Consider the following 26,476-nt stretch of genomic DNA (forward strand, 5'->3'; position numbering starts at 1 on the left):
ATTCACCGAAATTTTCGACCTTTTAGCATTCGGGCATATCGCGAATCATACTTTTTTAAATAGCGATATAAGCCACAGCAACAAAATTGCTCCTACCAAAGACGTAACGAGACTTCCGATAATGCTACCGTCGGGGCCAATGCCCAACAGTCCGAAAACCCATCCACCAATGACTCCGCCAACAATACCTACCACAAGGTTGATGAGCAGTCCGAAGCCTCCGCCTCTCATTATTTTACCGGCCAGCCATCCAGCAACTGCACCGATGATAATAAACAATAACCAATTCATAATTTTCTGATTTAAAAGTTGTCTGTCGGGTTGCAATTTGCAATCGATCATATAATAATATTGTTATAAACATCTCAAAATTGGAAATTGTTTACAACAAAGAAACAATTCATCATCAACACATCCGGTTTTTATAATCTTCGTAACCAAATTGCCGATAAAGCACAAATTCGTTGTCTTTTGTCCACAGACCGATAGAAGGATGCGAAACCCCATTGAACATGGTGGTTTTGACAATGGTATAATGAATCATATCCTCAAAAACAATTCGATCGCCCACCTTCAGAGGCTCGTCGAACGACCAGTCGCCCATGAAATCGCCACTCAAGCAACTGTTTCCTCCCATGCGGTAAGTAGGCTTCCCCGCAACAGCCTCCTGATAAGCACCCCGAATAACAGGTTTGTAGGGCATTTCGAGACAATCGGGCATGTGGCATGCAAACGAAACATTGAGCATTGCGGTTTTCACACCGTGATTTTCGACGATGTCCGTAACGGTGGATACCAAAGGACCTGTTTGCCAGGCAAACGCGCTTCCGGGTTCCAGGATAATCTCAAGATGCGGATAACGCGATTTCAGATCTTTCAATAGTCCGATCAGATGCTCGATATTATAATCTTTGTGCGTCATCAAATGTCCACCACCCAAATTAAGCCATTCGATTTGTGGGAACAGATGACCGAACTTGCTTTCCACCACTTTCAGGGTTTCTTCCAACGCATAAGAATTATTCTCGCACAGGTTATGAATATGCAAACCTGTAATGCCTTCGGGCAGCTTGTCACTAAGTTTATCGGCCGTAACTCCGAGACGTGAACCGGGCGCACTCGGATTGTACAAATCGGTTTCAACAACCGAAAATTCCGGATTGATGCGCAATCCGCATTTAACGGGTTTTCCCGAAGACTTGACTTGCGGATAAAACCGTTCAAACTGACTAAGCGAATTGAAGGTGATATAACTGCTATAATTTAATAAAACTGGAAACTCATCATCGGTATAAGATGGTGCATATGTGTGAGCCTGACTTCCCATTTCTTCGAAAGCAAGTTGAGCTTCTGCTACTGAACTTGCAGTGGATTGGCCGATATATTCACGTATAATAGGAAACGATTTCCATAAAGCGAAAGCTTTGAAAGCCAAAATAATATTGACGCCTGTCCGATCTTTTACCGAGCGGATAAGTTGTAGATTTCGTCGCAATAGCTCTTCTTCCATTACATAACATGGAGAAGGAATTTTAGAAAGATTTATCATTTTCGGAGAATTTGTTTTGCCGACAAAGGTAAGCAATTTTCGAAGTTTCGTTGGAATATATTTTTTCGAGAAAACTGTTATCACACAAAAAACGTCGAAAGCTAACTTCCGACGATTGATGAGTGCGTATAAAAAAAATTCTCCATGTTATTTCGAAAAAGTGGCATTCTTCATGCTGCCGGTTTCAAGCAAAGCTTTATGAAAAGCAAAGCATGAATCCAAACTTTGAGGAATATGCCCTTTAACACCTAAATTGAGATATTCGTGCAGAAGCGGACGGTAATCGGGATGAGCACATTTTTCGATGATTTCGACGGCACGCGAACGAGGATCTTTGCCACGCAAATCGGCCACACCATACTCCGTTACGATAATTTTCACCGAATGTTCGCTATGATCTTCGTGAGTAGCCTTAGGAACGATACAACTGATATTGCCATCTTTGGCAACAGACGGGGTAAGGAAAATCGAAAGATAAGCGTTGCGAGTGAAGTCTCCCGAACCGCCGATGCCGTTCATCATTCGCGTTCCGTTTACGTGAGTCGAATTCACGTTTCCGAAAATATCCACTTCGATAGCCGTGTTGAGTGCCAAGACGCCCATACGGCGAATTACACCCGGATTGTTCGAAATTTCGGAAGGACGTAGCACTAATTTCTTTTTGAAATAATCCAAATCGTTATAAAACTGATGGAGCACATCATTGCTGACCGTGAGTGAACATCCGCTTGCAAACGAAATATTGCCTTCCTCCATCATTTCGATCACGGCATCCTGAATGACTTCGGTGTAAACTTCGAAACGAGGTATGCCATCGTTGTTGCCCATAGCCGAGAGCACAGCATTGGCGATATTTCCGACACCCGACTGTACGGGTAAGAAAGTGCGAGGTATGCGGCCGGCTTTAATTTCTTCGACGAAAAAGTCAGCCACATTCTCTCCTATCTTTGCCGTAATTTCATCTACGGGTGCAAATGGACTCCCATCGCCGTCTTTCTCTGTTTCCACAACATAAATTTTGTTCGGATTCACCTTCACGTATTCCAATCCGATGCGGTTTTGTACTTCATAGATGGGTATCTCGCGACGTTTTGGCGGATCCATCAATTCATACATATCATGTAGTCCACGCAATTTCTGAGGAACACTTTTATTCAATTCCACAATCACGATCTTTGCCATGCGGCAAATGGTCGGCAGAATACCTACACCTGTAGTAGGAACAATCTGACCGTTTTCGGTAACTTCGCATGCTTCAACCACGGCCACATCCACATTGCCCAAAAATCCGTAACGAATTTCCTGCGCAAGTTGCGAAAGATGGAGGTCGTAATAAGCCACTTCGCCGCTGTTGATGGCGTTCCGCAAATCCTTATTGGTTTGATAAGGCGTACGAAACTTAATGGCTTTGGCACGCGAAAGAGCTCCATCGATAGCGTCTCCCGTGGAGGCACCGGTGAAAACACCAATTTTGAAAGGATTGCCTTTAGCGTGTTCTTCTTCCGCGCGTTTGGCGATTTCCACCGGAACAACTTTGGGACATCCGGCATGCGTAAATCCGCTGAACCCAACATTATCGTTGTTTTTGACAAGGGCTGCAGCTTCTTGAGCGCTCACATAATTTAAAGACATAATACGAAAGTTTGTTATTTTTGTTGTCGTTGAAAAACTAATAAATTCGTCTGAGTGTTTAGTATTTTCGAGTAAAGATTTCGGAGTATATAAAGGCCTTCTTCCACTCATCGGTGTCTCCATCAACAAGTTCACGCAGCAAGGGATGAGCTCGTCCGGTCCGGCGTGAGATTTCGTCCGGCGACTCTGCGTCTGCAATTGCGTACAAAGAATTTTCGATGGCCTTTTCTCCTTCGTTAATATGACTATTATTCACAAGATCGATGGAAGATTGGAAAACGGGACGTTGGCTTGATTTTGGTCTTACCGATTCTTCGTTTTTCGCTTTTTGAACCGAACGTCGACGAAGAATATCCGGTGTTCGATCATTGATGGGCGGATGATTTTGCGGAGAGGAGGAAACAACAGGACCGCCGTTATTTTCCTTTTTCGGTTTTTTGAAGAATGAAAATACGAGAATGAATAAGACGAGAATAAAATAAATAATATCTCCGGCGTCCATATATTTATTTTGATTAATTTTGCAGTCCACAAAAGTAGTGAAAATTTACGAATTAAGGAAGTTGGTCAATAAAAAATCGGGAGTAACTTCACAGTCTCTCCCGACAGATTAACCAAAACCTTAACTATGAAAAAATTTTATTATTTCTTCACTGCAAATGTAAAACAAGATCATTGAATCTGCAACTTTTCGAATAGAAAATCTTTTTCCTTTCGCAGCAAAATTTTAATATGGAATAATCACAAAATGGATAAAAACAACAATCATACAAATACCGAAAAAAAATTATTTATCGAAACTTATGGCTGTCAGATGAATGTGGCAGACTCTGAAGTAGTAGCCTCGGTCATGCAAATGGAAGGATATCGACTTACCGAAAATCTGAAGGAAGCCGACGCCGTTTTTGTGAACACCTGCTCCATACGCGACAATGCCGAACAACGAGTGGTACAGCGCCTCGAATATCTGAATGCAATCAAAAAACAGAAAAAAGGGAAAATGATTATCGGTGTGCTCGGTTGTATGGCCGAAAGAGCCAAAACAGATCTCATCGATACATACAAAGCCGATATTGTCATCGGGCCCGACGCCTATCTCGATTTACCCAACCTTGTCGGGCTGGCCGAAAAGGGAGAAAAAGCCATCAATGTGGAGTTGTCGAAGACCGAAACATATAAAGATGTCATTCCGTTAAAGATTGGAGGAGGCATCACCGGATTTGTTTCTATCATGCGCGGATGCGACAAGTTTTGCACCTACTGCATCGTCCCGTTCACCCGCGGCAGAGAACGAAGCCGCGAACCGGAAAGCATTCTGAACGAAATACGAGACATGCAGCAAAAGGGATTTAAGGAGGTTACGCTTTTGGGGCAAAACGTCAATTCATATCTTTACGATGACGGCAATCGAAAAATCGATTTTCCGTCGTTGCTCGAAATTGTGGCTCAAGCGTTCCCTACGATGCGCATCCGCTTCACAACCTCCCATCCCAAGGATATGACAGACAGAACGATTGAAGTGATAGCCCAATATCGCAATCTGTGTAACTTTATTCACCTGCCGGTGCAGTCGGGTAGTTCGCGCATGCTCAAACTGATGAATCGAAAATACGATCGCGAGTGGTATCTCGACCGCATTGCTGCTATTCGTCGCATCATTCCCGATTGCGGTTTGTCGACGGACATCATGTGCGGGTTCCACTCCGAAACAGAAGAAGATCACCGGGAAACGCTTTCGCTGATGCGTGAAGTACGCTTCGATTCGGCGTTCATGTTTAAATACTCCGAACGACCGGGTACTTTTGCGGCCAAAAGGCTCGAGGACAATGTTCCCGAAGAAGTGAAAGTGCGCAGGCTGCAAGAAATTATCGATTTGCAAAATCAACTTTCGCAACAAAGCAACCAAAATGATGTCGGCAAGACTTTTGAAGTGTTGGTAGAAGGATTTTCGAAACGTTCGCGCGAACAACTTTTTGGTCGTACCGATCAAAACAAGGTGGTTATTTTCGATAAACAGAATTATCGTGTAGGCGATTTGGTCACGGTTCGCATCACCGGACACACTTCTGCAACTCTTTTTGGGGAAACTATTATCGACAAGGTCGAATAATTTTTAACAAATTCGAGAACAATTTTCCGACAAAAATCGTTGTAAATAATAAAGATGGTTTTATAAACCGTCGAAAAAGCAACAAACTAACTATTTAAAAAAATTAAAACTATGAAATCAGAAGCTAAATTACTTTTAGGATTAGGTATCGGTGTAGCTCTGGGAGCTGCTATCGGCTACATCATGGGAAGCGATCGTAAAGAAGAATGGCTCGAACAGGCCAACGAATTCGCCGACAAAGTTCGCGCAAACGTTAAAACGGCCATATATCGCGGAAAAAGTGAAGTAAATGATTTGAAAGAAGATATCGACGATATAGCCGAAATTGCGAAAAAAGAACTTGCCAAGCAATAAATTGTATATTCCTTTTATTAACTAAACGATGGAAGATAAAACAGTTAGTACATTGTTTGAGGAATTGAAAGAAGATGTATCGAAGTATGCGAACGATACTATTCAGCTCGTCAAACTTCAGGCCTTCGAAAAAATCGGAATAGGCTCCGGCAAAACAGCTTATAGTGTCCTTCTCATCTTTTTTGTTTTGTTAGCTTTGTCGCTCATACTCATCACTGTAGGTTTCTATTTGGGTGAGTTGTTTCAAAGCAATTGGGTAGGTTTTGGTATCGTGTCGGGAGTGACTCTACTGCTGCTTCTCATATTACTACTTTCGAAAAAATCGATAACTAAATCCATTACCAATAAGATAATTGAGTTTTTGATGGAAGACGAAAACAAGAAAAAAGAAGAGAAATGAAAACATATAAGCTTACTCCTCTCGAACAACTCCAAATGGAGCAAAAAAGGCTTCGTGAAGAACGTGCCATTGCCGAGCAGCGCATGGGTTTTCAATTCCAATACTTGGCTGATAACTGGGGAACTCTCCTCACAAAAGGTGTGGCCTCTTCCATCAAAAATAAGATTACGGAAACGGTAGATGGCATTTCTTCAGCAGGCAATGCTTCGCCGGCACCTTTCATCACCAAACCGTTATCGGTGTTTAACTGGAGAGGATTGATCAAATCCAACCTGCCATTTCTCGTAAGTTCAATTGTATGGAAAACGGCAAAACCCGCATTAATTGCTTTCGCAGCAAAAAAGGTATCGTCCCTTATTTTCGGGCGACGAAGGAAATTACTTAAAAAGTGAGAAAAATTTTGGACGGCGCTTCATCACTAAAAGCGTCAGTTAAATCAACGATCGGTGGACGGTGCTAACGCCGTCCACTTTTGCTATCTTCGAACACAACAAATTCACATCCTCTACACTATGCACATGAACATTGATAACCCCTTCGAAAATACCGTCGTTCGACGACACATTTACACTCTGGATATTCACAACCACATCTTCAGACAGTTTTGACAAAATAGTATTCAAAATGCCAATTCGATCGATTCCGGTGAAAGCTATTGACGCCAAAAAAGAATACTGATGATAATCGCCCCAGCGCACGGCGATTATTCTGTCGCCAAAATTCGATTTTAACTTTATTCCTGTTTCGCACGAACGTTTGTGCACTTCCACCTCGTTGCGATCGTTGATATAACCAAAAACATCATCACCGGGCAAAGGTTTGCAGCATGGCGCTACAATGAAATTTTTTTTGAATCGCTCTTCCTTGAGTTCATAAACTTCTTTCGTATCAACGGCAGGAGAGGACGATATATTTTTTTTATTGCTGTCGGACTGGGGAACAATAGGGCTTGTTTCAACCGAAGATTTTTTCATCGCGCTCATAGCCTGCTTCATATACTTCATGAACAAATTTTCGCTCTTAGGCAATGTCTCCTTTATTTTGTAGAAACGATCGGGTGATTCGGGCAAAACAACCTCGTTGTTTCCTATCAGATAATAAAGATCTTCCCGTTTCTCCACCTTATAGTAATTCAATATTTTGGTCATGACATTATTGTCGATGGGTTCGTTGTTGAACAGTTCTTCGAGCATGACCTTGCCTTTTTCGGCAATTCTTCGTTTCTGTCGTCGTAGCGACGCTTCGATTTTTGTACGGGCTTTGGCCGTGGTTACGAAATTGAGCCATTCGGGCTGTGGATTCACGGTTTGCGAAGTAAGAATTTCTACCTGATCGCCGCTCTTCAGCTTATAACTCAAAGGCACCAACGTATGATTGACTTTTGCGCCGAGACAATGATCCCCGATTCGGGTATGAATGCGGTAAGCGAAATCGAGAGCAGTGGCATCTTGCGGCAGTGTGATAATTTCGCCTTTGGGCGTAAACACGAAAATCTCCGACGAAAAGAGATTCATTTTCACCGTATCCAAAAAGTCGATTGCATTGGGATTGGGATTAGCCAATATTTCCTGAATGGTGCGAATCCACTTGTCGAGCTCACTGTCTTCCTCCACTCTATTTTCCTTGTATTTCCAATGAGCAGCAAACCCTTTTTCGGCGATATCGTCCATGCGGCGACTACGAATCTGAATCTCGATCCATTTTCCGTCAGGGCCCATAACAGTTAGATGGAGTGCCTGGTACCCATTCGATTTGGGATGACTCAACCAGTCGCGAATGCGGTCAGGTCGAAGTTTATAAATATCGGTAATGGCCGAATATATGTCCCAACACTGTTTTTTCTCATCCATTCCGGGCGTTACTTCGAAAATAATGCGTACGGCAAACAAATCATACACTTCTTCGAAGCTGATTCCCTTGGCTTCCATCTTTTTCCAAATGGAGTAAACCGATTTCACTCGTGCACGCATTTCGTATTGTATGTCCATTTTGTCCAAAGCCTTAATGACAGGTTCGGCAAAATGTTCATAAATCTTGTTTCGTTCCGGAGCAGTCTCTTCTATTTTTCTGGTCAGTTCGGCATAAATATCGGGATGCTCGTACTTAAAGCACAACTCTTCGAGCTCGGTTTTGATGGCGAACAATCCCAATCTGTGCGCCAGCGGCGCATAGATATAAAGCGTTTCGCCGGTTATCTTGAATTGCTTTGCAGGAGCCATTGACGAGAGGGTGCGCATATTGTGCAGTCGATCGGCAATTTTGATAAGAATAACGCGAATGTCCTCCGACATGGTGAGCAACAGCTTTCTGAAATTTTCGGCCTGAGCCGAAACATTGTCGCCGAACATTCCACTCGAAATTTTGGTGAGTCCATCCACAATCTGTGCAATTTTATCACCGAACATCATGCGAATATCCTCCACCGTGTAATCTGTATCCTCCACCACATCGTGCAGCAATGCTGCCGAAATGGAAGTCGAACCGAGCCCCATTTCCCTCGAAACAATGCGAGCTACGGCCAGCGGGTGCATGATATACGGTTCGCCCGATCGCCTGCGCGCACCTTTGTGGGCCTCATTTGCCAAATTAAATGCTTTGGTAATGATATCGACCTTGCGCCGGTGATTAGAATTTAAATAATCGTTGAGAAGAGCCTGAAACTCATCGTTGATCATTTTCTCTTCTGCTGCCTGTCTTTCTTCGTCGCTCATTGTGCTGAACTGTAATATATACATAGCGAAATTACAAAAATTCTGCCAATTATAGTATTTCTTCTCAAGAATTAGCAGACAAATACCTATTTCTCGTTTTTATTGTTAAAACGAGAAAAAAATATCCTTATTTCGACAAAATAAAATACCTTTGTCGCACAGTTAACAGGGGTGCCTTATAACAACGGGCTGAGATCATACCCAATTACCTGATCCGGATAATGCCGGCGTAGGGAAAAAGGCAAAGCTCACATCTACACGTGGCTTTATTTTTTTGGTATTTCTCTTCAATAATCCCCTTTTTTGTTTCACATTCTTCCGTTTCGATCAAAAGATTCGGAGGCTAAACCAACGTAAAATGAAAAAGGTTTTTACTTTTCTGACAGGAGTTCTTTCTCTTACAACCCTCGAAGCTCAGCAAGCTCCAAACGACAGTTTAAAAAACATTCAACTCGAGGAAGTAGTGGTTTCGGCCACAAGGGCAACGCACGGTATGCCTGTGGCTTTTACCGACATCGAAAAGAAATCGATCGATCAAAACAATTTCGGGCGCGACATTCCCTACATCATGGCGCTCTCGCCATCGGTTACCGTTACTTCAGACGCCGGCACAGGCATTGGCTACACGGCTTTCCGCATTCGCGGAACGGATGTCAATCGCATCAACGTAACCATCAACGGTATCCCATATAACGATGCCGAATCGCATGGCGTTTTCTTTGTCGATTTGCCCGATTTCGCTTCATCACTCGCATCCATGCAGATACAGCGTGGCGTGGGCACTTCTGCCAACGGTGCGGCAGCTTTCGGTGCAAGCATCAATATGAAAACCGATAACTCGGGCATAAAACCTTATAGTTCTATAGGAACAAGTTTCGGTTCGTTCGGTACGTTGAAAAACACGATTTCGGTGGGAACCGGACTGCTGAACCGCCATTTTGCCATCGACGGACGATTCTCGAATGTGAAATCCGACGGATTCATCGATCGGGCTTCGGCAGATATGCAATCCTATATGTTTTCGGCTACTTATTTTGCCGATAAAACCATGATCAAATTCCTCACTTTCGACGGGAAAGAAAAAACCTATCAGGCCTGGAATGGTGTTGATCTCGATTTGGTGAAATCCGATCCCGAACACTACACCCGCCATTACAACGAGCTGGGACGCTATGTGAATGAGGATGGCAATATCCGGTTTTATGACAACCAGATAGACGATTACCACCAAACACATTATCAACTGCTGCTCACGCAATCGCTTAATGAAAAATGGATGTTAAACGGAGCTTTGCATTATACCAAAGGAAAAGGATATTACGAAGAATATAAAACCGATCGCGATTATGCCGAATATGGATTGACGCCTCCCATCGAAGATGGTCAACCTCGTATGGAGACCGACCTCATCCGTCAGAAATGGCTCGACAACGATTTCTACGGACTCGTTTTTGCCGCCAACTATCATCACCGAGCTACCGAAGTTACGTTGGGTGGCGGAGCAAACCATTATGGCGGCAATCATTATGGCAAAGTACTTTGGGTGCGCTTTCCCGACAAATTTATACCCGGCCGGGAATGGTATCGAAGCACATCCGACAAAAACGATTGGAATATCTATGTGAAGACTACTTCCGAAATTCTTCCCAACCTAATCGGGTTTGCCGACTTGCAATTTCGACATATCTTTTACGAACTCAACGGTCAGAACGACAAATACGACGCAGAAAAAGGAACGATGATCGATTTGACGCAACAACACGATTTTTCGTTTTTCAATCCCAAAGCCGGCCTCACTTACAAAATCAACCCTCGCAACCACCTTTATGCTTCGTTCGCCGTTGCCAATCGCGAACCCAATCGCAACAACTACACCGATGCCGGCCCCAACGAAAAACCCACTTCGGAAAGGTTGTATGACACCGAAGTCGGTTATCGCTACGAATCGCCGAACTTCAGCTTCGGAGCCAATTACTACTACATGCACTACAAAAATCAGCTGATCCTGACCGGTAAAATCAGCGAAATAGGTGAACCGCTCACAACCAATATTCCCCGAAGTTATCGCACCGGTTTGGAACTGACAACGGCTATTAAGTTTCACCCTCAATGGCGATGGGATGCCAACCTGACCCTGAGCAGCAACAAAATCGATCATTTTGTGGAACAGAGCGTGGATGAGTATGATGCCGACTGGAATTGGATCGGATCGCGCGACAACGATCTCGGACAAACCGATATTGCCTTTTCGCCCAATATCATCGCCAACAGCATCTTTACTTTCACTTACCGGCAATTCGAAACAGCGCTGCAAAGCAGCTACGTAAGCCGCCAATATCTCGACAATACGTCCGACCACGATCGATCCATCGATCCCTATTTTGTGAATCATCTCCGGTTGAGCTATTCCCTAAAGACGCCGCACGCCAAATCAATCGATTTCGGTCTTCTGATAAACAATTTATTCAACACCGAATACGAAACCAACGGCTATATCTGGTACACCTATTATCTGGCCGGAAAACGGGTGAACGAAAAGCGTTATTTTCCGCAAGCGGGCACTAACGTGCTGGCCAACATCGTCGTCAATTTTTAGTAGGATAACTCCCCCACGAAAATCGATTCGAACATGCAAACTATCGAAATCATCGGCGCCATCATCGGCATCATTTATTTGATGCTCGAATACAAAGCCAACAAATGGTTGTGGCCGGTGGGTGTGTTGATGCCCATGGTGTATGTGTGGATTTTCTTCGAAAGTAAATTCTATGCCGACATGGGCATCAACATCTACTATTTTTTCGCCAGCATCTACGGATGGGTTAGATGGAACCGGGGGAAAGACAAACAAAACGAATTGCCTATCGTACACACTCCCACTCGATATATTTTTCCTCTGACAGCCATTGGAGTCATTTTATTCTCAGCCATCGCCTTCGTCCTGGTCCGTTTCACCGACAGTCCGGTGCCCTACGGCGACGCTTTCACCACAGCATTGAGCATCGTTGCCATGTGGATGCTGGCGCAAAAATACGTAGAACAGTGGTGGCTGTGGTTTGTGGTGAATGTCGTGTCGTGTGGGTTGTATTTCTGGAAAGGATTGTATCCTACCGCCGGATTGTTTGCCATATATTCTGTGGTCTCGGCGTTCGGATATTACAAATGGAAACGAATGTCCGGAGAAAAGCAGGAAACAATGTCGATGAATATCGAATAATATCCGATTTCGGCTTGAATGTTCTCACATGGCAAGAGGGAAAAATGATATCTCGGCATGATGATACGCCCACGTTCACTGGTGATCAGTTCGGGCAAAATCGGAGAATCGTATTCGTATACGCTTCCAAACTTCCTGTAATTATCGGTAGCCCAAAAAATATTCTTTTGTGTGGTATGGTCTCTCAAAAGAATTTCCAATACTTCCGGATATTTATTCCGTATTTCGTTTTCTAATATATCGACTTCGTTGGACATAAATCGCAGATGCTCTTTTTGTTTATTGGTCCGGCAGATTTCCAAACCCTCTTAAATTTGTATCACAATAAAAGTAAGCAAATATGACTATTTTTTTGTTTCTTATCTGTTTGCTCACGGAATATCCTCACTTTGCTCCGTGCCGAACGCCCATTTCGCCGCTGCATTATATGGTCTCCCTTTTGCGGAACGGCCAATTGCTATTCGAAAAGGTTACCGGACTGTTAAAGGAACGATAATTTTCCGCCGAAAATTACGACTTGTTATCACGAGGAACGGCTTTTGTGCAGACACAAAACCTACTTTCCGCGCTGAGGAACGACTTTTTACCGGTAAAACACCCCGTCCGTAGGATGCAGAGTGGCCTGTTTTTACCGAATTGCCTGCTCCTCATCGTGCGGAACGACCTTTTACTATCGAAACAACTCACTCCGCAAAATGAGGAACGACCTTTTTCACCCGAAAAAGGTTATTCGGCGTTAAGACGAACGACCTTTGTTCGCAGACAAAACTCACTCGTCGCCGCGAGGAACGGGTTTTGTGTCTGCACAAAAGCCACTCTCCCTTAAAAATAGTTATCGAAAAGGGCACAACATCCCATAATTTGTTAACGGAGTGGGTCATGTAAATCGTAAAAGGTCGGTCGTCAAAGTGAAAAGCGACCATTTTGGGTTCACAAATGCCATTCCGCATTTTGGAAAGTGCGTTTTGTGTGAACACAAAGGTCACTCGTCAAAATGGAAAGTGACCAATGTTATGACACAAAACCTACTCGTCACGTTATGAAGTGTGAAAATCGATATAAAACAGCCGTTTCAACTTAACAACTATATCTAAATGTAAATAAACGTGAACATATTTACAAATTGGAAAGAATGTGATATTAAATAAATATTGATGGTTATTTTCAGTAATTAACTATGTTTTTTCGAGTAAATACAACTTAACGAAAAACGCCTAACCGGTTTTTGAAAATCGGTTAGGCGTCACAAAATGTTGAATTCAATCAACCGAATTTTTTTCTTTCATGTTGCAGAGAATTTATATTTCGGAACGTCTTAGCTGTGGGTTGAAAATTTTTCTCGCCGATTCTCACTGATTTTTTTCTGCGATCATCAGGGTCGAAATCTACGTACATTTGCGAGAGCTATTTTTCCAGATCTACGAGAAATTGTTTACTGCCACAAAGACACAAAGCACGGATCCGCTTTGCTCTGCTAATCCGTGCTTCGCTACTGTTGCAAACTGCATTTACTTCTTCTTCTTCGGAATGTGAATAGCTTCTCCCAAGGCATCGGCGCAAGCTTCGAAAAGTGCTTCGGAATAGGTGGGATGTCCGTAAATGGTTTTCACCACTTCATCCACCGTAATTTCCATCTCCACGATGAGCGAAGCCTGATTGATGATCTCGGCCGCCATTGGCCCGATGATATGAACACCGAGTATTTCGCCATAACGGTTGTCGGCAATCACTTTCACAAAACCGACAGTGTCGCCCGAAGCAAGAGCCCGTCCGTTGGCCACAAACTGAAATTTACCTACACGCACATCACCATATTTTTCGCGCGCTTTCTCTTCGGTAAGGCCCACCATCGCCACTTCGGGCAGGGTATAAACTACCGACGGCGCCGAATGCAGGTTGGCTTCGCGATGATTGCCCTTGACGGCGTTTTCGGCAGCTACTTCGCCCATGCGAAAAGCCGTATGCGCAAGCATCCACAAACCGTTGACATCGCCAGGAGCGTAAATTCCCTTCACACTCGTCTCCATATATTTATCCACCTTTATTTTCCCGCGATCCATTTCAAATTGCACTTCGCCTATTCCTTCCGTGTCGGGCACTCTGCCGATGGCAAGCAACGCTTTGTCGGCAAATACGGAATCGTGACCGTCGATTTTTATTTCGAGCCGATTGTCCTTGTCCACAATCTCGGTAATTCGAGCGGAAGTGATGATTTCCATACCTTTCTTGCGAAGTGTCTGCGTGAGCAGGTCTGAAGCTTCGTGATCGATCATGGGGATGATGCGGTCCATCGCTTCTATTACGACAACTTTCGAACCGAACGAAGCAAACGACTGCCCCAACTCGATTCCCACTACGCCGCCACCAATCACTGCAAGTGTCTCGGGCACTTCGGTGGTGAAGAGGATATCGTCACTGGTGAACACTTTCGGACTTTCGATTCCGGGAATGTTGATGCGGTTCACTTTCGAACCACCCGCCAGAATAACCTTATCCGCTTTCAGAATTTGCTTATCGTTGACCACTACATTTTTATTTCGGTTGATTTTGCCCACGCCTTTGTAAATGTCCACGCCATTGCTTTTAAGGAGTCCTTCAACACCACTCGTCAGCTTTTTCACCACACTGTTTTTAAAGCTCATCACTTTATCCATATCGACGGTGAATTTCGTGCTTTCGAGCATGATTCCACGCGAAGCAGCATTTTCGATATTTTCGATGATTTCGGCATTCTTCAGATAGGCTTTTGTCGGAATACATCCCACGTTGAGGCACGTTCCTCCAAAAGTTCCCTTTTCCACAATAGCCACTTTGGCACCGAGTTGGGCTGCTCTGATGGCGGCAACATAGCCTGCCGGTCCCCCTCCGATGACAACTACGTGATAGGAGTTTTCCTCCATGCGGATCAAGGGTTTTTCTTCTCCCTGCTGCACCACAGGTTGGGGCTCTTCTTCCTCTTGGGGGATGAGATCTACGTTTTCACCTTGCTGTCCAATATAACCTATGACGGTAGTTACGGGAACAGTTTCACCATCGTGATGCACGATTTTGAGCAGAACGCCCGATTTTTCGGCCTCGATTTCCATGCTCGTTTTGTCCGTCATGATTTCGAGAATAATTTCACCTTCGGTCACGGGGTCGCCTTCTTTCTTGAGCCATTTTACGATTTGCCCTTCGCTCATGTCGATACCGGCTTTGGGCATAATAATTTCAAAAGCCATATTTTTTAGGTTGAATGATGTTAATGATCAGTATTTGTTTTTGATTCCGAAATTTCGGAACGGATTTCCGTTTTAAATAAGCAGCGACAGCGGATTCTCCATCGAAGCTTTCAGATCGGCCATAAACTTGGCACCTGTCAGCCCGTCGATGATGCGATGATCGCAGGTGAGGCTCATTTTCATAATCGGGCGGATTTTCGGTTCGCCATTGTATGCTACCAGTGTGTCTTTTGTAGCAGCCACACTCAAAATGGCCGCATTGGGCATATTGATGATCGCCGTAAAGTTATCCACGCCATACATGCCCAGATTGCTGATCGTAAACGTGCTTCCCGATTGTTCGTCGGGCAGCAGTTTCTTCGAAAAAGTGCGTTCGGTAAGGTCTTTGATAGCTACGACAAATTCGCTCAGCGACATTTTTTCTGCATTCTTTACCACCGGAACCAGCAACCCCTCGTCCATACCCACCGCTATTCCCAAATTCACGTAGTTGTGAAAGGTAATTTCGGTTGCTTCCTTGTTGAGGCTGGCATTGATGAATTTGTGCTTCAACAATGTTCTCACCACCGACATCGAAATCAAATCGGTAACGGTCAGTTTCTTCCCCGTTTTCTCCCTGATCGGATCGAGCAGTTTCGCACGCAGGGCAAGCATTTCGGTCATATCCACTTCCCATGTCTGCGTAAACGTGGGCGCCGAATAAAAGCTCTCGGTCATGCGTTTGGATATGATTTTGCGCATCTGGCTCAATGCAACTGTTTCGGTTTCGCCTGCCGGTTGCGATTGTGTCGCCACAGAAGTAGAAGGCTCTGCTGACTGTTGAGTCGTGTTTTGCGTTTTCGCTGTTGCCTGCGATGGAGCTTTCGGTGTCGAAAGTTCTGCAAAATAATCGCTGGTCAATCGTGCTTTGAGTTCGGGATCGGAAATGAGCTTTATCACATCATCTTTCATGATTTTGCCGTTGCGTCCGCTTCCTCTGATTCCTTTCAACGATATTTGATTGTCTTCGGCAATTCGCTTGGCCAAAGGCGAAATGTGGATTTTGTCCTCAAAGTTGAATCCTGCCACATCATCGCGATGAATGCGCCCTTTGTAGCCGGTTCCGATAACATTCGACAAATCGACGCCCAATCGCCTTGCCAAAGCTCTTGCCGCCGGAGTTGCCCGTAATTTCGTTTCTTCCATCGATATGTACAATTTCAATTATCGTTTGTTTACCAGTTTGAGAATATATTTCTTAATTCTTTCCACGCTCGGAACCATAGCCGTTTCCAACAGGTGATTGTATGGCGTAGGAATATCGTCGGCAGCCAGTCTCAGAATGGGACTGTCGAGATAATCGAAAGCATCGCTTTCGGCAATCATGGCAGCCACTTCGCCGATAAATCCGCCGGTTTTGTGGGCATCGTTCACCAAAAGCACGCGACCGGTTTTCTTCACCGATTCGAGAACGGTTTCCTTGTCGAGGGGAGCCAGCGTTCGCAAGTCCACCACCTCTACGTGCACTCCGTCCGATTCGGCCAGTTCGTCCGCGGCTTTCAGCACTCGTTCGAGCATTCTGCCGTAAGTTACCACCGTCACGTCGTTGCCTTCGCGCTTAATTTCGGCTTTGCCGAGCGGCAACACAAAATCGGGATCGAGCGGCACCTCGCCTTTCATGTTGTATTGTGCTTTATATTCGAGGAAAATAACCGGGTTATTGTCGCGGATGGCTGCTTTCAGAAGTCCTTTGACATCGGCAGGCGTACCGGGAGCCACCACTTTGAGTCCGGGAATGTGCGTGAACCACGCTTCGAGCGATTGCGAGTGTTGTGCGGCCGAACCGACTCCCGATCCTGCAGCGCAGCGAAACACAACCGGTATCTGACCCTTACCGCCGAACATATATCGCGTTTTGGCCGCCTGGTTGACGATGTTGTCCATCATGTAAACGATGAAATCCATAAACGTTACGTCCACTATAGGGCGCATCCCGGTCATGGCAGCGCCGATGGCACATCCCGAAATGGCGTTTTCGGAAATTGGCGTATCGCGCACGCGTTCTTTCCCGAATTCTTCGAGCATTCCTACCGATGTTCCGAAATCTCCGCCGAATATTCCGACGTCTTCACCCATTAGAAATACGTTTTCGTCGCGACGCATTTCTTCGGACATGGCCATAATAACTGCGTCTCTGACAGACATTAATTTGGTTTCGTTTTCCATTTATGTTGTTGTGATTTTTTTTGATTTAGCTGTGATTGATAATAATTCGCATGAGTGGAAAATTGGCTCCGTTATGGTGCGAAGATATCTTCGAAAGCCGATTCAAGAGAAGGCTCCGGACTGCTGAAAGCAAACTGTACGGCTTCTTCAACTGCTTCTTTCGAAGCCTTGTCCAAATCGTCAAGTTCTTTTTGAGTTGCGATTTTGTTATCGATCAAATATTTCGAGAATTTGAGGATAGGATCTTTTTTCTTCCACGCATCAATTTCCTCTTTCGTCCGATATTTTCCCGGATCGGAAGTGGAGTGTCCGTACCACCGGTAGGTGAGGCTTTCTACCAGTACAGGACCGTTTCCTTCGCGAACATACGCTACCACGTCGCGGAATCTGTCGTAAACGTCCATTACGTTGTTGCCGTCTTCGATCAGATAGCCCGGAATCCCGTACGAAGCAGCCCGACGATAATTGTAATCGATATTGATTACACTCTTGATCGGCGTACTTATTCCGTACATATTGTTGATGGAATAGAAAATGACCGGAAGTTTCCAGATGGAAGCAAGATTGAGGGTCTCGTGAAATGTGCCCTCGTTAACGGCGCCATCACCAAAAAAACAAATTACTATTTTTCCGGTTTTTTTCATTTGTTGTGTTAGGGCTGCACCAATAGCCATTCCCATGCCACCTCCTACAATGCCGTTAGCACCAAGATTTCCCTTATCGAGATCGGCAATGTGCATCGATCCCCCTTTACCTTTGCACGTGCCGGTGGCACGTCCTAAAATTTCGGCCATCATCTCGTTCAGGTCGATCCCCATCGCAATGGTTTGACCATGCCCGCGGTGGTTGGAGGTAATCAGATCGCCTTCGCCGATAGCGGCAATAGCGCCAACGCTTGCCGCTTCTTCGCCTACCGAAAAATGCGTCATACCGGGAACTTTTCCTCTCTTCACAAGCTCGTTCACCTTGTTATCGAAATTTCGAATATCCAACATCTGCCGATGCATGGTAAGGAATTCGTCTTTCGAAAGAGCTTGTTTAATTGTGTCTGTTGTCTTGGTGGATTCTTTGGATTTTGAAGCCATAATTTTTTGCTGTGATTTTATCAATTATTTCAAGTTCTATTTTCTTATAGACAAAGTAACGCTTGAGCGTACCATATTGTTTAACATACCGTTTTTTTTATCGGCATTTTCATAAGCAGCTTGCTCATAAGTCACTTTATAAAATTTTTTACGGAATTTTATTTAGAACCGTTTTACATAATTTTTCAGACAGAAAAACAAATCAGATTATTTTTTGTTCGTAACAAAAATGTTTTTTTTCTTCGACAAGCGTTCCATGCAAATACAAATGTGTAATTTTGATCCGATCAATACAAAGTGTTAGAATGACTAAAAAACCAACATCCGCAGTTGTTGTGGCTAACGGGCAATTCCCCACCCATCCGATTCCGTTATTGGCTCTACGCGAGGCAAAATATATCGTATGCTGCGACGGAGCTGCCAATGCATTCATTTCCAATATCGGAATTCCGGATGCGATAGTTGGCGACTGCGATTCCATTTCGCCGGAAAACAAAATCCGTTTCGAAGATCGGATATATCCCGATCCCGATCAATATACCAACGATTTGACAAAGGCCGTCAACTTTTGCATCAGTCGAGGAATAAAGGATATCACTATCGTTGGTGCCACAGGCAAACGCGAAGATCATACCTTGGGCAATATTTCGCTTTTAGCCGAATATCGGTTGAAAGTGAGGGTAACCATGATTACCGATTACGGCCGCTTTACCCCTATCCACGGCGAAACTACGTTCGAGAGCAAAGCAGGGCAACAAGTTTCGGTATTCTGTATCGATTCCAATCCAATAACTCTGACAGGGCTGAAATATCCACTCGAAAACGCACTACTCACCAATTGGTGGCAAGGCACACTCAACGAATCGCTTGGCCGAGAATTTACCGTCAGTACGCAGGGAAGAGTGATTGTTTTTCAGGCATTTTAAAATAATTCGCGCAACACATCAAGCGATTTGAGGGGTGGAAAATCGAAAACATGCAACCGATAATATTCGAGCAGGTAATCGATAATCAAGTTGCGATTGGCTTTCGACAAGCGGAACAAATTCATGTTTCGAAAACTCATTCTTTTCAGCTTTTCGAGATATGCAGTCTCTTCCGGCGAAAGAAAATGTCGATGAAAAGGTTTCAAATCCACATATTCGGCATTCATCAAATCGAAGCAGCAATTTTGTCGATAGTGTTCCAAATTGGGCATAATACCCAGATAACGCGTCAATTGAAGCAGAAAGGCAATGTGGAAATTGGCTATGCCTGAATCGGTATTTTCGAGCACCTCGACAGAATGTTCGAGAAAAGCGAATAAAGGCCTGTTTTCTTGCGTTTCGCGCAATATTTTATCCAGAAATTCCGAAAGGAAGAAAATCACCGAGATTTTACCCAAATCGGAATTGAGTGCCTTCAACGAAAATGTTCGTTCCACATCTTTCAGCCGCTGAATTTCGCGCAACGGAAGGTGCTCCACATCCATTTCCAATATCGAAAACGGAAAGAACAGAGACGGCTTCACTTTTGCTTTTTTGCCGGCTTTTTGGGGCAGCAGATATGAAATTCGTCCGAAATCGAGCGTAAAAACATGAACCACCGAAAAAGCATCGCTATATGGCGAAATGCCCAACACCACACCACGTGTTTTATGCTGCATATCTTTTTCGAAAAATAATCTTCGGCAAATATACGACAAACGCCCCAATTTGCATTGGAGCGTTTATGAAGCGATTGTATATTTTTCGATTAATACATTTTCTTTTTGATGCGGGCAGCTTTCCCACGCAAGTTGCGGAGGTAATAAAGTTTGGTACGACGAACCTTACCTTCACTGTTGAGAACAATATTTTCAATGAAAGGAGAATTCATGGGAAAGATACGTTCAACGCCGATATTATCCGACATTTTGCGAACGGTAAATCGTTTGTTGTCGCCATGCCCCGAGATTCGGATCACAACACCGCGATATTGCTGAATACGTTCCTTGTTCCCTTCGACGATGCGATAGGCAACCGTCACCGTATCTCCACTTTTGAATTTTGGGAACTCCTTTTTAGTCCCGGCAAAAGACTCTTCTGCTATTTTTATTAAATCCATGTTTTGTAAAGCTTTATGTTAATAATTAACGAAAAAAGAACGCAATATAACGGCATTTCCCGACAGAGATTGCGCAAAGCGGTTGCAAAGATAGTAATAAATCTTTAATCCACAACGAGAAATATCTTTTTATGTGCATTTTTTCGTTTTTATACCTTTCGATGACGGAAAAATACGTATTTTTGACACGCTCAAAGGTTATTCATCACACAGAAAATCGCCTTAATATAAAAAAGAGATAAACCATCAAAAAATGATATTCAAGAAGTTACTCTATCTATTCACGCTCGGATTGCTGCTCGTTTCGTGCAAACCGTCATATATGATCACCCACGTCGAAAATTCTGTTGTAAAGATTGACAGCACTTTTGATGCATACCCGCAACCCCAAATGCATGAACTGGTAAAAAAATACAAAACTCTGCTCGACAAAGAGATGAATCAGGTAATCGGAACTTCGACACAATTCATGGACTACGGCATTCCTGAAAGTCTGCTCACCAATTTCACCTCCGATGTCATGAAAGCCTATGGAGACGAACATTTGCCGGCAGGTGCAGATATTGCCGTGATGAACGTTCACGGACACAGAGCAACGATGCCAAAAGGGGAAATCACCATCGGCAATCTCTATGAAATTTATTCCTTTGACAACACCATCGTCTTTCTCGATCTGAAAGGCTCCGATTTGAACGATATTTTCAGAGCTTATGCCGGCATGGGAGGCGGAGGAATATCATCGAACGTAAAACTGGTCATCGAGAACAAAAAGGTGAAAAGTGTTTCCATTAACGGGAAGCTCATCGACGATAACAAAATCTATCATATCGTTACGTTGGACTACCTGGCCGACGGTAATAACGGAATGTCGGCTTTTAAAAATGCCGTGAAGTTGACCGATACCGGCATTACGCTTCGCGACATTATGATTGATTACGTTCGCGAACAAACCCGTCAGGGAAAAGAAATAACGTCGCAACTCGACGGTAGAATTACTGTACTCAACTAATTTATGGCGAAATGAAAACCTCATACAATCATCTTCTGTTAATTATTTTCCTGTCCTTCAGTGTTGGGATATGGGGACAGGTGAAACTTGTGATATTACACACCAACGATACCCACAGTCGCATCGAACCGGTACCGGCAACCGATAGTCGCAATGCCAATTTGGGCGGAGCAGAACGTCGTGCTGCCTATTTTGATTCGGTGCGAAAAGACAACAAAGATGTCCTGATTCTCGATTCGGGCGATTTTCTGCAAGGTACACCCTACTTCAATATGTTCAAAGGCGAGGTTGAGACCGAGGTCATGAACTTATTGAGATACGATGCGACCACGCTCGGGAATCACGAATTTGATTATGGATTAAACACGATCGCCAGCGTAGCACGCAGGGCAAAATTCCCCATCGTATGTACCAATTACGATTTCATCGGAACACCTGTCGAAGGTTTGACCAAGCCCTATATCATTCTGAAAAAAGGAGGAGTCAGAATTGGCATTATTGGAATTGGCATTCAACCCAAAGGACTAATTGCGTCCGCGAATTATGAGGGAATGCAGTTTCTCTCGCCCATTCCTACAGCCAATCAATATGCGACTATGTTGAAAAAAGAAAAAAAATGTGATATTGTGATCTGTCTTTCTCATCTCGGATACACCGACGATATCAATTTGGCTGAAAATTCACACAACATCGACTTCATTTTGGGCGGACATAGCCACACCTTTATGAAGGAAGCTAAAACATTGAAAAACGCGGACGGAAAAGATATAGTGATATTTCAGAATGGCGACCGAGGAATGTATATCGGCCGTTTGGATGTGGAATTGGAGAAGACAAAAAAATGAAACGTTATTTTCTATGGGGATTATTTTTATTCATCGTAACAACACTTTCGGCACAAATCCCGACAAATTTTTATAACAAAGTCGATAAACAAAAAATGTCAACTTGGGTTGATTCCGTTTATCGCACCATGACTGTTGAAGAAAAAGTCGGACAGCTTTTTATGCCCATCGTCGAACTCAACAAACAGAGCAAAGCGCAAGTTTCAGCATACATACAAAATCAAAAAATCGGAGGAATCCTTTTTGGTAAAGGAACGCTTTCTTCGCAAGCCGAAATCGCGAGATATGCACAACAAATTTCGAAAATTCCTCTGTTCATTGCCCTCGACGGCGAGTGGGGTCTTTCAATGCGGTTGGTCGATGCTCCACAATTCCCCCGTAATGAGGTTTTGGGCGCAATCACCAATGACACGCTTCTTTATCGATATGGTGCCGAAATAGCCCGACAGTGCCAACAAATGGGCATTCACATCAATTTCGCACCAACGCTCGATGTCAACACTAATCCCAATAATCCGGTAATCGGAACACGTTCCTATGGCGCCGATCCACAAAATGTGGCACGCAAAGGCATCGCCTATTCGCGAGGATTGGAGGATAATGGTGTGATGGCTGTCGCCAAGCATTTTCCGGGACATGGCAATACTTCGGAAGATTCACACAAAACATTGCCAACCGTAAATCTTTCTGCCGATCAATTGAACGAAATCGAACTTTTTCCCTTCAGAAAATATATTGAAGCCGGCCTTTCGGGTTTGATGATCGGACATCTCAATGTCCCCGCTCTCCAAACCAATGGCCAGGCCTCTTCCCTCTCCCCGAATGTTGGCGAAAAATTGCTCAAGGAAAAAGAAGGTTTTACCGGACTTGTTTTTACGGACGGAATGGCAATGAAAGCCGTCGCAAAACAGCCGGATATGAGTGTGAAAGCCTTGTTGGCTGGAAATGACATCGTCTTGGGAACTCCAAAGCTGTCACAGGAATTCGAATCCGTGAAAAGCGCCGTTGATCGAGGAATCATTTCGCAATCGATGTTGGAAGAGAAGGTAAAAAAAATCCTTGCCTACAAATACATTCTCGGCGTATCCCAGAAAAAACCTGCCGATGTTTCGGATTTCATGCTGAAACAACAAATCAGCACAGGCAATACCGAATGGCTTCAACGAAAACTATATGATAATGCCCTTACGCTATTAAAAAACGAAACCGATTTGGTGCCTTTGAAACACCTCGAAACAAAAATCATAGCCTCCGTTGCTATTGGAGAAGTGGTACGAAACGATTTTCAGAAGATGCTTCGCAAGTATGACTACGTGAAAGATTTTCAGGTATCGACACCGGATGATTTGGCAAAAATCGAACAACAGCTGTCCGATTATAATATCGTGATTTTTTCGATACACAATACCGGATTGAAAGATGCGCCTCTATTGCAAAAACTCGTGGAACAAAAAAACGGGATTCTTGTATTTTTCACCTCTCCTTCGGAGACCGATTCGTACAAACTCTCGGTTTCGAAAGCCAAAGCTGTCCTGATAGCGCAAGATAACAGTACCTTTGCACAAATGAGTGCAGCGCAGGGAATTTTTGGAGGAATTTCCATTTCCGGTAAACTACAGGTGCAGACGACGGGGTTCGAGCTTAATCATGGAATACGGACGAATAAAATCCGGCTCGCATATAACGTTCCGGAAGAAGTTGGAATTGCTTCCGCTAATTTGAAAAATATCGAAACCATTGCTTACGAAGGCATTCGCAACAAAGCCTATCCGGGTTGTGTAGTTTTGGTTGCCAAAGATGGGGTTGTTATCTACGAAAAAGCATTCGGTAATTTTGAATACGGACTTGGATCTCGAGTTACCGACGAAACGGTGTACGACTTGGCATCCGTCACAAAAGCATCGGCAACCTTGCCTGCCGTCATGAAACTTTTCGACGAAAAAAAATTGAAATTGCAAGATCCGATCAGCAAATTTGTTCCCGAAACGAAACATAGCAACAAAGCCGGCATTTCCGTTCAGGAACTTCTTTTTCACGAATCGGGCATCACTCCTTTCATCCCATATTACGAGTCCGCTATCGACAAACGCAGCTATTCCGGTCCGCTTTTTGGACCTAAATCGGAAACCTATAACGCCTATTATGCGGGAGCTTGGGGACGAACCGACTATAAATTTCGTTCAGACCTGATAGCCTCGCAACCTTCGAACAACTTCAACTTGCCCGTTGCAAAAGATCTCTATGCCGGCAAAAAAATGCATGATGTGCTGCTTAAGGACATCATCGATACGCCGTTGAAAAATCGAGGAAGATATGCTTACAGTTGTCTGAACTTTATGCTTCTGAAAGAAGCCGTCGAACATATTTCGGGGCAAGATTTAAACACCTATGTACAAGAAAATTTTTACAGAAAATTGGGGGCATATACTACTACATTCCAACCCCTCAAATATCTATCGCTCAACGATATTCCTCCCACCGAAAACGATCCTTTTTTCAGAAAACAACTTGTCAGAGGATACGTTCACGACGAAGGAGCAGCGCTTTTTGGAGGAATTTCGGGCAATGCCGGTTTGTTTTCGACGGCTAACGACTTGGCTAAACTTTTTCAGATGTGGCTTAACAAGGGAAAATATGGCGATGAACGTTTTTTGAGCGAGGAAACCGTTAACCTGTTCACTACCAAAAAAAGTATGGTCAGCAGGCGCGGATTGGGATTTGACAAACCCGATCCCAAAAATCCAAGACTTAGCCCCACAGGAACTTTGACGCCCGAATCGGTTTATGGACATACCGGATTTACGGGTACTTGCTTCTGGATTGATCCCGAAAACAATCTCATTTATATATTTTTGTCGAACAGAGTATATCCGTCGCGAACTCCCAACAAGCTTTCGACGTTAAATATTCGCGAACGAATTCAGGACGAAATCTATAAAGCTATCGATACAAAAAAAGATACGACCCACTAAAAGAACATTATTCCATGCAAGAAATCATCAAAAGCAGTCACATAGCCGACGATCTCGAAAAGGTGATCAAAAGTATTCATCACGACAAGTTATTTGTCTTGACAGACGAGCATACCTCTCAACTATGTTTTCCTGTCATCGAACCGTTGGAATCGGTGAAAAATGCGGCACAAGTGGTCATTCCGGCAGACGATACCAACAAAACCATCGAAAACCTGCAACGCGTGTGGCAGTTCCTCACTGAAAACGGAGCCAGTCGCCATTCGCTTTTAATCAATCTGGGCGGAGGAATGGTTACCGACTTGGGTGGATTTGCGGCAGCCACGTTTAAACGCGGAATTAAATACATCAATATACCCACCACTATTCTCGGAGCGGTGGATGCGGCCGTAGGCGGAAAAACCGGCATCAATTTTATGGGATTGAAAAACGAAATCGGCGCTTTTTATCCTTCGGAATATGTAATTATTGCTTCCACATTTTTCACGACGCTTCAGCCTAAAGACATCCTTTCGGGATATCCCGAAATGATTAAGCATGCACTTATTCACTCGCAACTCGATTGGGAAAAACTTCTTGATTTTCAGCTGACAGACATTCATTGGGAAGAAATGCTCGAATTGGTTTTCCGATCCGTATCCATCAAAGAACGCATTGTCGAAAAAGACCCTTTCGAGCAAAATATACGTAAAGCACTGAATCTGGGACACACCGTCGGCCATGCTTTCGAAAGTTTTGCCCTCGAAAAAATGCAACCCGTTCCACATGGATATGCCGTGGCTTGGGGATTGATTGCAGAGCTGTATCTTTCGCACCGCCTGTGTGAATTTCCGAAAGAAAAACTGCAAAAAACTGCACGTTTCATTCATCAGCATTATGGTGCTTTCAACATTACGTGCGACGATTATGAAGAATTGTATCGTATGATGACTCACGACAAAAAGAACGAAGGAGGAGCCATTAACTTTACGTTGCTGTCAGAAATTGGAAATGTGAAAATTGACCAGCATGCCGACAAAAAACTCATTTTCGAATCACTCGATTTCTTTAGGGATGCTGTGGGCATTTAAGGAAAATAAAA

22 protein-coding genes and 1 riboswitch are annotated in these 26,476 nt (G+C 44.0%); of the genes, 11 read left to right on the forward strand and 11 right to left on the reverse strand.

Annotated features, from left to right (window positions below; translation table 11 throughout):
* Window positions 1–45: 45 nt before the first annotated feature.
* From EJN84_RS01660 to EJN84_RS01675, 4 genes are all read right to left on the reverse strand, one after another.
* Window positions 46–291, reverse strand: coding sequence for a GlsB/YeaQ/YmgE family stress response membrane protein (locus EJN84_RS01660; protein WP_129593787.1), 246 nt, complete (start codon window positions 289–291; stop codon window positions 46–48).
* Between the two features lie 115 nt (window positions 292–406).
* Window positions 407–1,549: a carboxynorspermidine decarboxylase gene (nspC, locus tag EJN84_RS01665; RefSeq protein WP_129593788.1), complete on the reverse strand. Its 1,143-nt coding sequence runs from the start codon at window positions 1,547–1,549 to the stop codon at window positions 407–409.
* Between the two features lie 147 nt (window positions 1,550–1,696).
* On the reverse strand, window positions 1,697–3,181 hold the full coding sequence (locus tag EJN84_RS01670; protein ID WP_129593789.1) for a succinate CoA transferase: 1,485 nt from the start codon (window positions 3,179–3,181) through the stop codon (window positions 1,697–1,699).
* Window positions 3,182–3,239: 58 nt separating this feature from the next.
* Complete coding sequence (locus tag EJN84_RS01675; protein WP_129593790.1) at window positions 3,240–3,683, reverse strand: hypothetical protein; 444 nt, start codon at window positions 3,681–3,683, stop codon at window positions 3,240–3,242.
* 246 nt (window positions 3,684–3,929) lie between these two features.
* On the opposite strand from EJN84_RS01675, the gene miaB reads away from it, so the two are divergent.
* The 4 genes from miaB (at window position 3,930) to EJN84_RS01695 (ending at window position 6,437) form a co-directional block, all read left to right on the forward strand.
* Complete coding sequence (miaB, locus tag EJN84_RS01680; protein WP_129593791.1) at window positions 3,930–5,291, forward strand: tRNA (N6-isopentenyl adenosine(37)-C2)-methylthiotransferase MiaB; 1,362 nt, start codon at window positions 3,930–3,932, stop codon at window positions 5,289–5,291.
* 111 nt (window positions 5,292–5,402) lie between these two features.
* Window positions 5,403–5,645, forward strand: coding sequence for a YtxH domain-containing protein (locus EJN84_RS01685; protein WP_101487422.1), 243 nt, complete (start codon window positions 5,403–5,405; stop codon window positions 5,643–5,645).
* Between the two features lie 28 nt (window positions 5,646–5,673).
* The gene (locus EJN84_RS01690; RefSeq protein WP_129593792.1) at window positions 5,674–6,045 is read left to right on the forward strand and encodes a phage holin family protein; all 372 of its coding nucleotides are present in this window, start codon (window positions 5,674–5,676) and stop codon (window positions 6,043–6,045) included.
* Entirely contained in the window at window positions 6,042–6,437 is a 396-nt protein-coding gene (locus EJN84_RS01695; protein WP_129593793.1) for a hypothetical protein, read from the forward strand. The genes EJN84_RS01690 and EJN84_RS01695 overlap by 4 nt, the downstream gene beginning before the upstream one ends.
* A 39-nt stretch (window positions 6,438–6,476) precedes the next feature.
* On the opposite strand, the gene EJN84_RS01700 is transcribed toward EJN84_RS01695, so the two are convergent.
* Window positions 6,477–8,780: a RelA/SpoT family protein gene (locus EJN84_RS01700; RefSeq protein WP_238943892.1), complete on the reverse strand. Its 2,304-nt coding sequence runs from the start codon at window positions 8,778–8,780 to the stop codon at window positions 6,477–6,479.
* Between the two features lie 133 nt (window positions 8,781–8,913).
* A riboswitch (TPP riboswitch) is annotated at window positions 8,914–9,009 on the forward strand.
* A gap of 105 nt (window positions 9,010–9,114) precedes the next feature.
* Here EJN84_RS01700 and EJN84_RS01705 point away from each other — a divergent pair.
* Together EJN84_RS01705 and pnuC are read left to right on the forward strand one after the other, a co-directional pair.
* A complete protein-coding gene (locus EJN84_RS01705; RefSeq protein ID WP_129593794.1) occupies window positions 9,115–11,352 on the forward strand; it encodes a TonB-dependent receptor in 2,238 nt (745 codons plus the stop codon).
* 33 nt (window positions 11,353–11,385) lie between these two features.
* Window positions 11,386–11,973, forward strand: coding sequence for a nicotinamide riboside transporter PnuC (pnuC, locus tag EJN84_RS01710; RefSeq protein ID WP_129593795.1), 588 nt, complete (start codon window positions 11,386–11,388; stop codon window positions 11,971–11,973).
* Between the two features lie 1,508 nt (window positions 11,974–13,481).
* On the opposite strand, the gene lpdA is transcribed toward pnuC, so the two are convergent.
* The 4 genes from lpdA to EJN84_RS01730 form a co-directional block, all read right to left on the reverse strand.
* A complete protein-coding gene (gene lpdA / locus EJN84_RS01715; RefSeq protein WP_129593796.1) occupies window positions 13,482–15,194 on the reverse strand; it encodes a dihydrolipoyl dehydrogenase in 1,713 nt (570 codons plus the stop codon).
* A 72-nt stretch (window positions 15,195–15,266) separates the two neighbouring features.
* Window positions 15,267–16,379, reverse strand: coding sequence for a dihydrolipoamide acetyltransferase (locus tag EJN84_RS01720; protein WP_129593797.1), 1,113 nt, complete (start codon window positions 16,377–16,379; stop codon window positions 15,267–15,269).
* An 18-nt stretch (window positions 16,380–16,397) separates the two neighbouring features.
* On the reverse strand, window positions 16,398–17,399 hold the full coding sequence (locus EJN84_RS01725; protein WP_129593798.1) for an alpha-ketoacid dehydrogenase subunit beta: 1,002 nt from the start codon (window positions 17,397–17,399) through the stop codon (window positions 16,398–16,400).
* A 71-nt stretch (window positions 17,400–17,470) separates the two neighbouring features.
* Window positions 17,471–18,484: a thiamine pyrophosphate-dependent dehydrogenase E1 component subunit alpha gene (locus tag EJN84_RS01730; protein WP_129593799.1), complete on the reverse strand. Its 1,014-nt coding sequence runs from the start codon at window positions 18,482–18,484 to the stop codon at window positions 17,471–17,473.
* A gap of 305 nt (window positions 18,485–18,789) precedes the next feature.
* Between EJN84_RS01730 and EJN84_RS01735 the strand changes: the two genes are divergently transcribed.
* Window positions 18,790–19,410, forward strand: coding sequence for a thiamine diphosphokinase (locus tag EJN84_RS01735; RefSeq protein ID WP_129593800.1), 621 nt, complete (start codon window positions 18,790–18,792; stop codon window positions 19,408–19,410).
* On the opposite strand, the gene recO is transcribed toward EJN84_RS01735, so the two are convergent.
* Both recO and rplS read right to left on the reverse strand, forming a co-directional pair.
* Window positions 19,407–20,129: a DNA repair protein RecO gene (gene recO, locus EJN84_RS01740; protein WP_129593801.1), complete on the reverse strand. Its 723-nt coding sequence runs from the start codon at window positions 20,127–20,129 to the stop codon at window positions 19,407–19,409. The genes EJN84_RS01735 and recO overlap by 4 nt on opposite strands.
* Before the next feature lie 89 nt (window positions 20,130–20,218).
* On the reverse strand, window positions 20,219–20,569 hold the full coding sequence (gene rplS / locus EJN84_RS01745) for a 50S ribosomal protein L19 (RefSeq protein ID WP_129593802.1): 351 nt from the start codon (window positions 20,567–20,569) through the stop codon (window positions 20,219–20,221).
* A 253-nt stretch (window positions 20,570–20,822) separates the two neighbouring features.
* Here rplS and EJN84_RS01750 point away from each other — a divergent pair, with 253 nt between their 5' ends.
* Genes EJN84_RS01750 through aroB form a run of 4 tightly spaced genes read left to right on the forward strand, consistent with a single transcriptional unit; the run spans window position 20,823 to window position 26,465 of the window.
* Entirely contained in the window at window positions 20,823–21,578 is a 756-nt protein-coding gene (locus EJN84_RS01750; RefSeq protein WP_129593803.1) for a 5'-nucleotidase C-terminal domain-containing protein, read from the forward strand.
* Window positions 21,579–21,589: 11 nt separating this feature from the next.
* Window positions 21,590–22,423 carry a bifunctional metallophosphatase/5'-nucleotidase gene (locus EJN84_RS01755; protein ID WP_129593804.1) on the forward strand — a complete coding sequence of 278 codons (834 nt, stop codon included), beginning with the start codon at window positions 21,590–21,592 and terminating at the stop codon, window positions 22,421–22,423.
* Window positions 22,420–25,395 carry a glycoside hydrolase family 3 N-terminal domain-containing protein gene (locus tag EJN84_RS01760; protein ID WP_129593805.1) on the forward strand — a complete coding sequence of 992 codons (2,976 nt, stop codon included), beginning with the start codon at window positions 22,420–22,422 and terminating at the stop codon, window positions 25,393–25,395. Before EJN84_RS01755 ends, EJN84_RS01760 begins: the two co-directional genes overlap by 4 nt.
* Window positions 25,396–25,409: 14 nt before the next feature.
* On the forward strand, window positions 25,410–26,465 hold the full coding sequence (gene aroB / locus EJN84_RS01765; protein WP_129593806.1) for a 3-dehydroquinate synthase: 1,056 nt from the start codon (window positions 25,410–25,412) through the stop codon (window positions 26,463–26,465).
* Window positions 26,466–26,476: the final 11 nt, after the last annotated feature.

Source organism: Seramator thermalis (assembly GCF_004138125.1).
GTDB lineage: Bacteria > Bacteroidota > Bacteroidia > Bacteroidales > Dysgonomonadaceae > Seramator > Seramator thermalis.

Excerpts from the sequence above, each read along its gene's own strand:
- EJN84_RS01725 (WP_129593798.1), bottom strand. The coding sequence starts at position 17,399 with ATGGAAAACGAAACCAAATTAATGTCTGTCAGAGACGCAGTTATTATG.
- rplS (WP_129593802.1), bottom strand. The coding sequence starts at position 20,569 with ATGGATTTAATAAAAATAGCAGAAGAGTCTTTTGCCGGGACTAAAAAG.
- lpdA (WP_129593796.1), bottom strand. The coding sequence starts at position 15,194 with ATGGCTTTTGAAATTATTATGCCCAAAGCCGGTATCGACATGAGCGAA.
- EJN84_RS01755 (WP_129593804.1), top strand. The coding sequence starts at position 21,590 with ATGAAAACCTCATACAATCATCTTCTGTTAATTATTTTCCTGTCCTTC.
- EJN84_RS01705 (WP_129593794.1), top strand. The coding sequence starts at position 9,115 with ATGAAAAAGGTTTTTACTTTTCTGACAGGAGTTCTTTCTCTTACAACC.
- EJN84_RS01670 (WP_129593789.1), bottom strand. The coding sequence starts at position 3,181 with ATGTCTTTAAATTATGTGAGCGCTCAAGAAGCTGCAGCCCTTGTCAAA.
- EJN84_RS01695 (WP_129593793.1), top strand. The coding sequence starts at position 6,042 with ATGAAAACATATAAGCTTACTCCTCTCGAACAACTCCAAATGGAGCAA.
- EJN84_RS01750 (WP_129593803.1), top strand. The coding sequence starts at position 20,823 with ATGATATTCAAGAAGTTACTCTATCTATTCACGCTCGGATTGCTGCTC.
- EJN84_RS01700 (WP_238943892.1), bottom strand. The coding sequence starts at position 8,780 with ATGTATATATTACAGTTCAGCACAATGAGCGACGAAGAAAGACAGGCA.
- EJN84_RS01720 (WP_129593797.1), bottom strand. The coding sequence starts at position 16,379 with ATGGAAGAAACGAAATTACGGGCAACTCCGGCGGCAAGAGCTTTGGCA.
- EJN84_RS01760 (WP_129593805.1), top strand. The coding sequence starts at position 22,420 with ATGAAACGTTATTTTCTATGGGGATTATTTTTATTCATCGTAACAACA.
- EJN84_RS01675 (WP_129593790.1), bottom strand. The coding sequence starts at position 3,683 with ATGGACGCCGGAGATATTATTTATTTTATTCTCGTCTTATTCATTCTC.
- EJN84_RS01735 (WP_129593800.1), top strand. The coding sequence starts at position 18,790 with ATGACTAAAAAACCAACATCCGCAGTTGTTGTGGCTAACGGGCAATTC.
- EJN84_RS01690 (WP_129593792.1), top strand. The coding sequence starts at position 5,674 with ATGGAAGATAAAACAGTTAGTACATTGTTTGAGGAATTGAAAGAAGAT.
- recO (WP_129593801.1), bottom strand. The coding sequence starts at position 20,129 with ATGCAGCATAAAACACGTGGTGTGGTGTTGGGCATTTCGCCATATAGC.
- pnuC (WP_129593795.1), top strand. The coding sequence starts at position 11,386 with ATGCAAACTATCGAAATCATCGGCGCCATCATCGGCATCATTTATTTG.
- EJN84_RS01730 (WP_129593799.1), bottom strand. The coding sequence starts at position 18,484 with ATGGCTTCAAAATCCAAAGAATCCACCAAGACAACAGACACAATTAAA.
- miaB (WP_129593791.1), top strand. The coding sequence starts at position 3,930 with ATGGATAAAAACAACAATCATACAAATACCGAAAAAAAATTATTTATC.
- EJN84_RS01660 (WP_129593787.1), bottom strand. The coding sequence starts at position 291 with ATGAATTGGTTATTGTTTATTATCATCGGTGCAGTTGCTGGATGGCTG.
- nspC (WP_129593788.1), bottom strand. The coding sequence starts at position 1,549 with ATGATAAATCTTTCTAAAATTCCTTCTCCATGTTATGTAATGGAAGAA.
- EJN84_RS01685 (WP_101487422.1), top strand. The coding sequence starts at position 5,403 with ATGAAATCAGAAGCTAAATTACTTTTAGGATTAGGTATCGGTGTAGCT.
- aroB (WP_129593806.1), top strand. The coding sequence starts at position 25,410 with ATGCAAGAAATCATCAAAAGCAGTCACATAGCCGACGATCTCGAAAAG.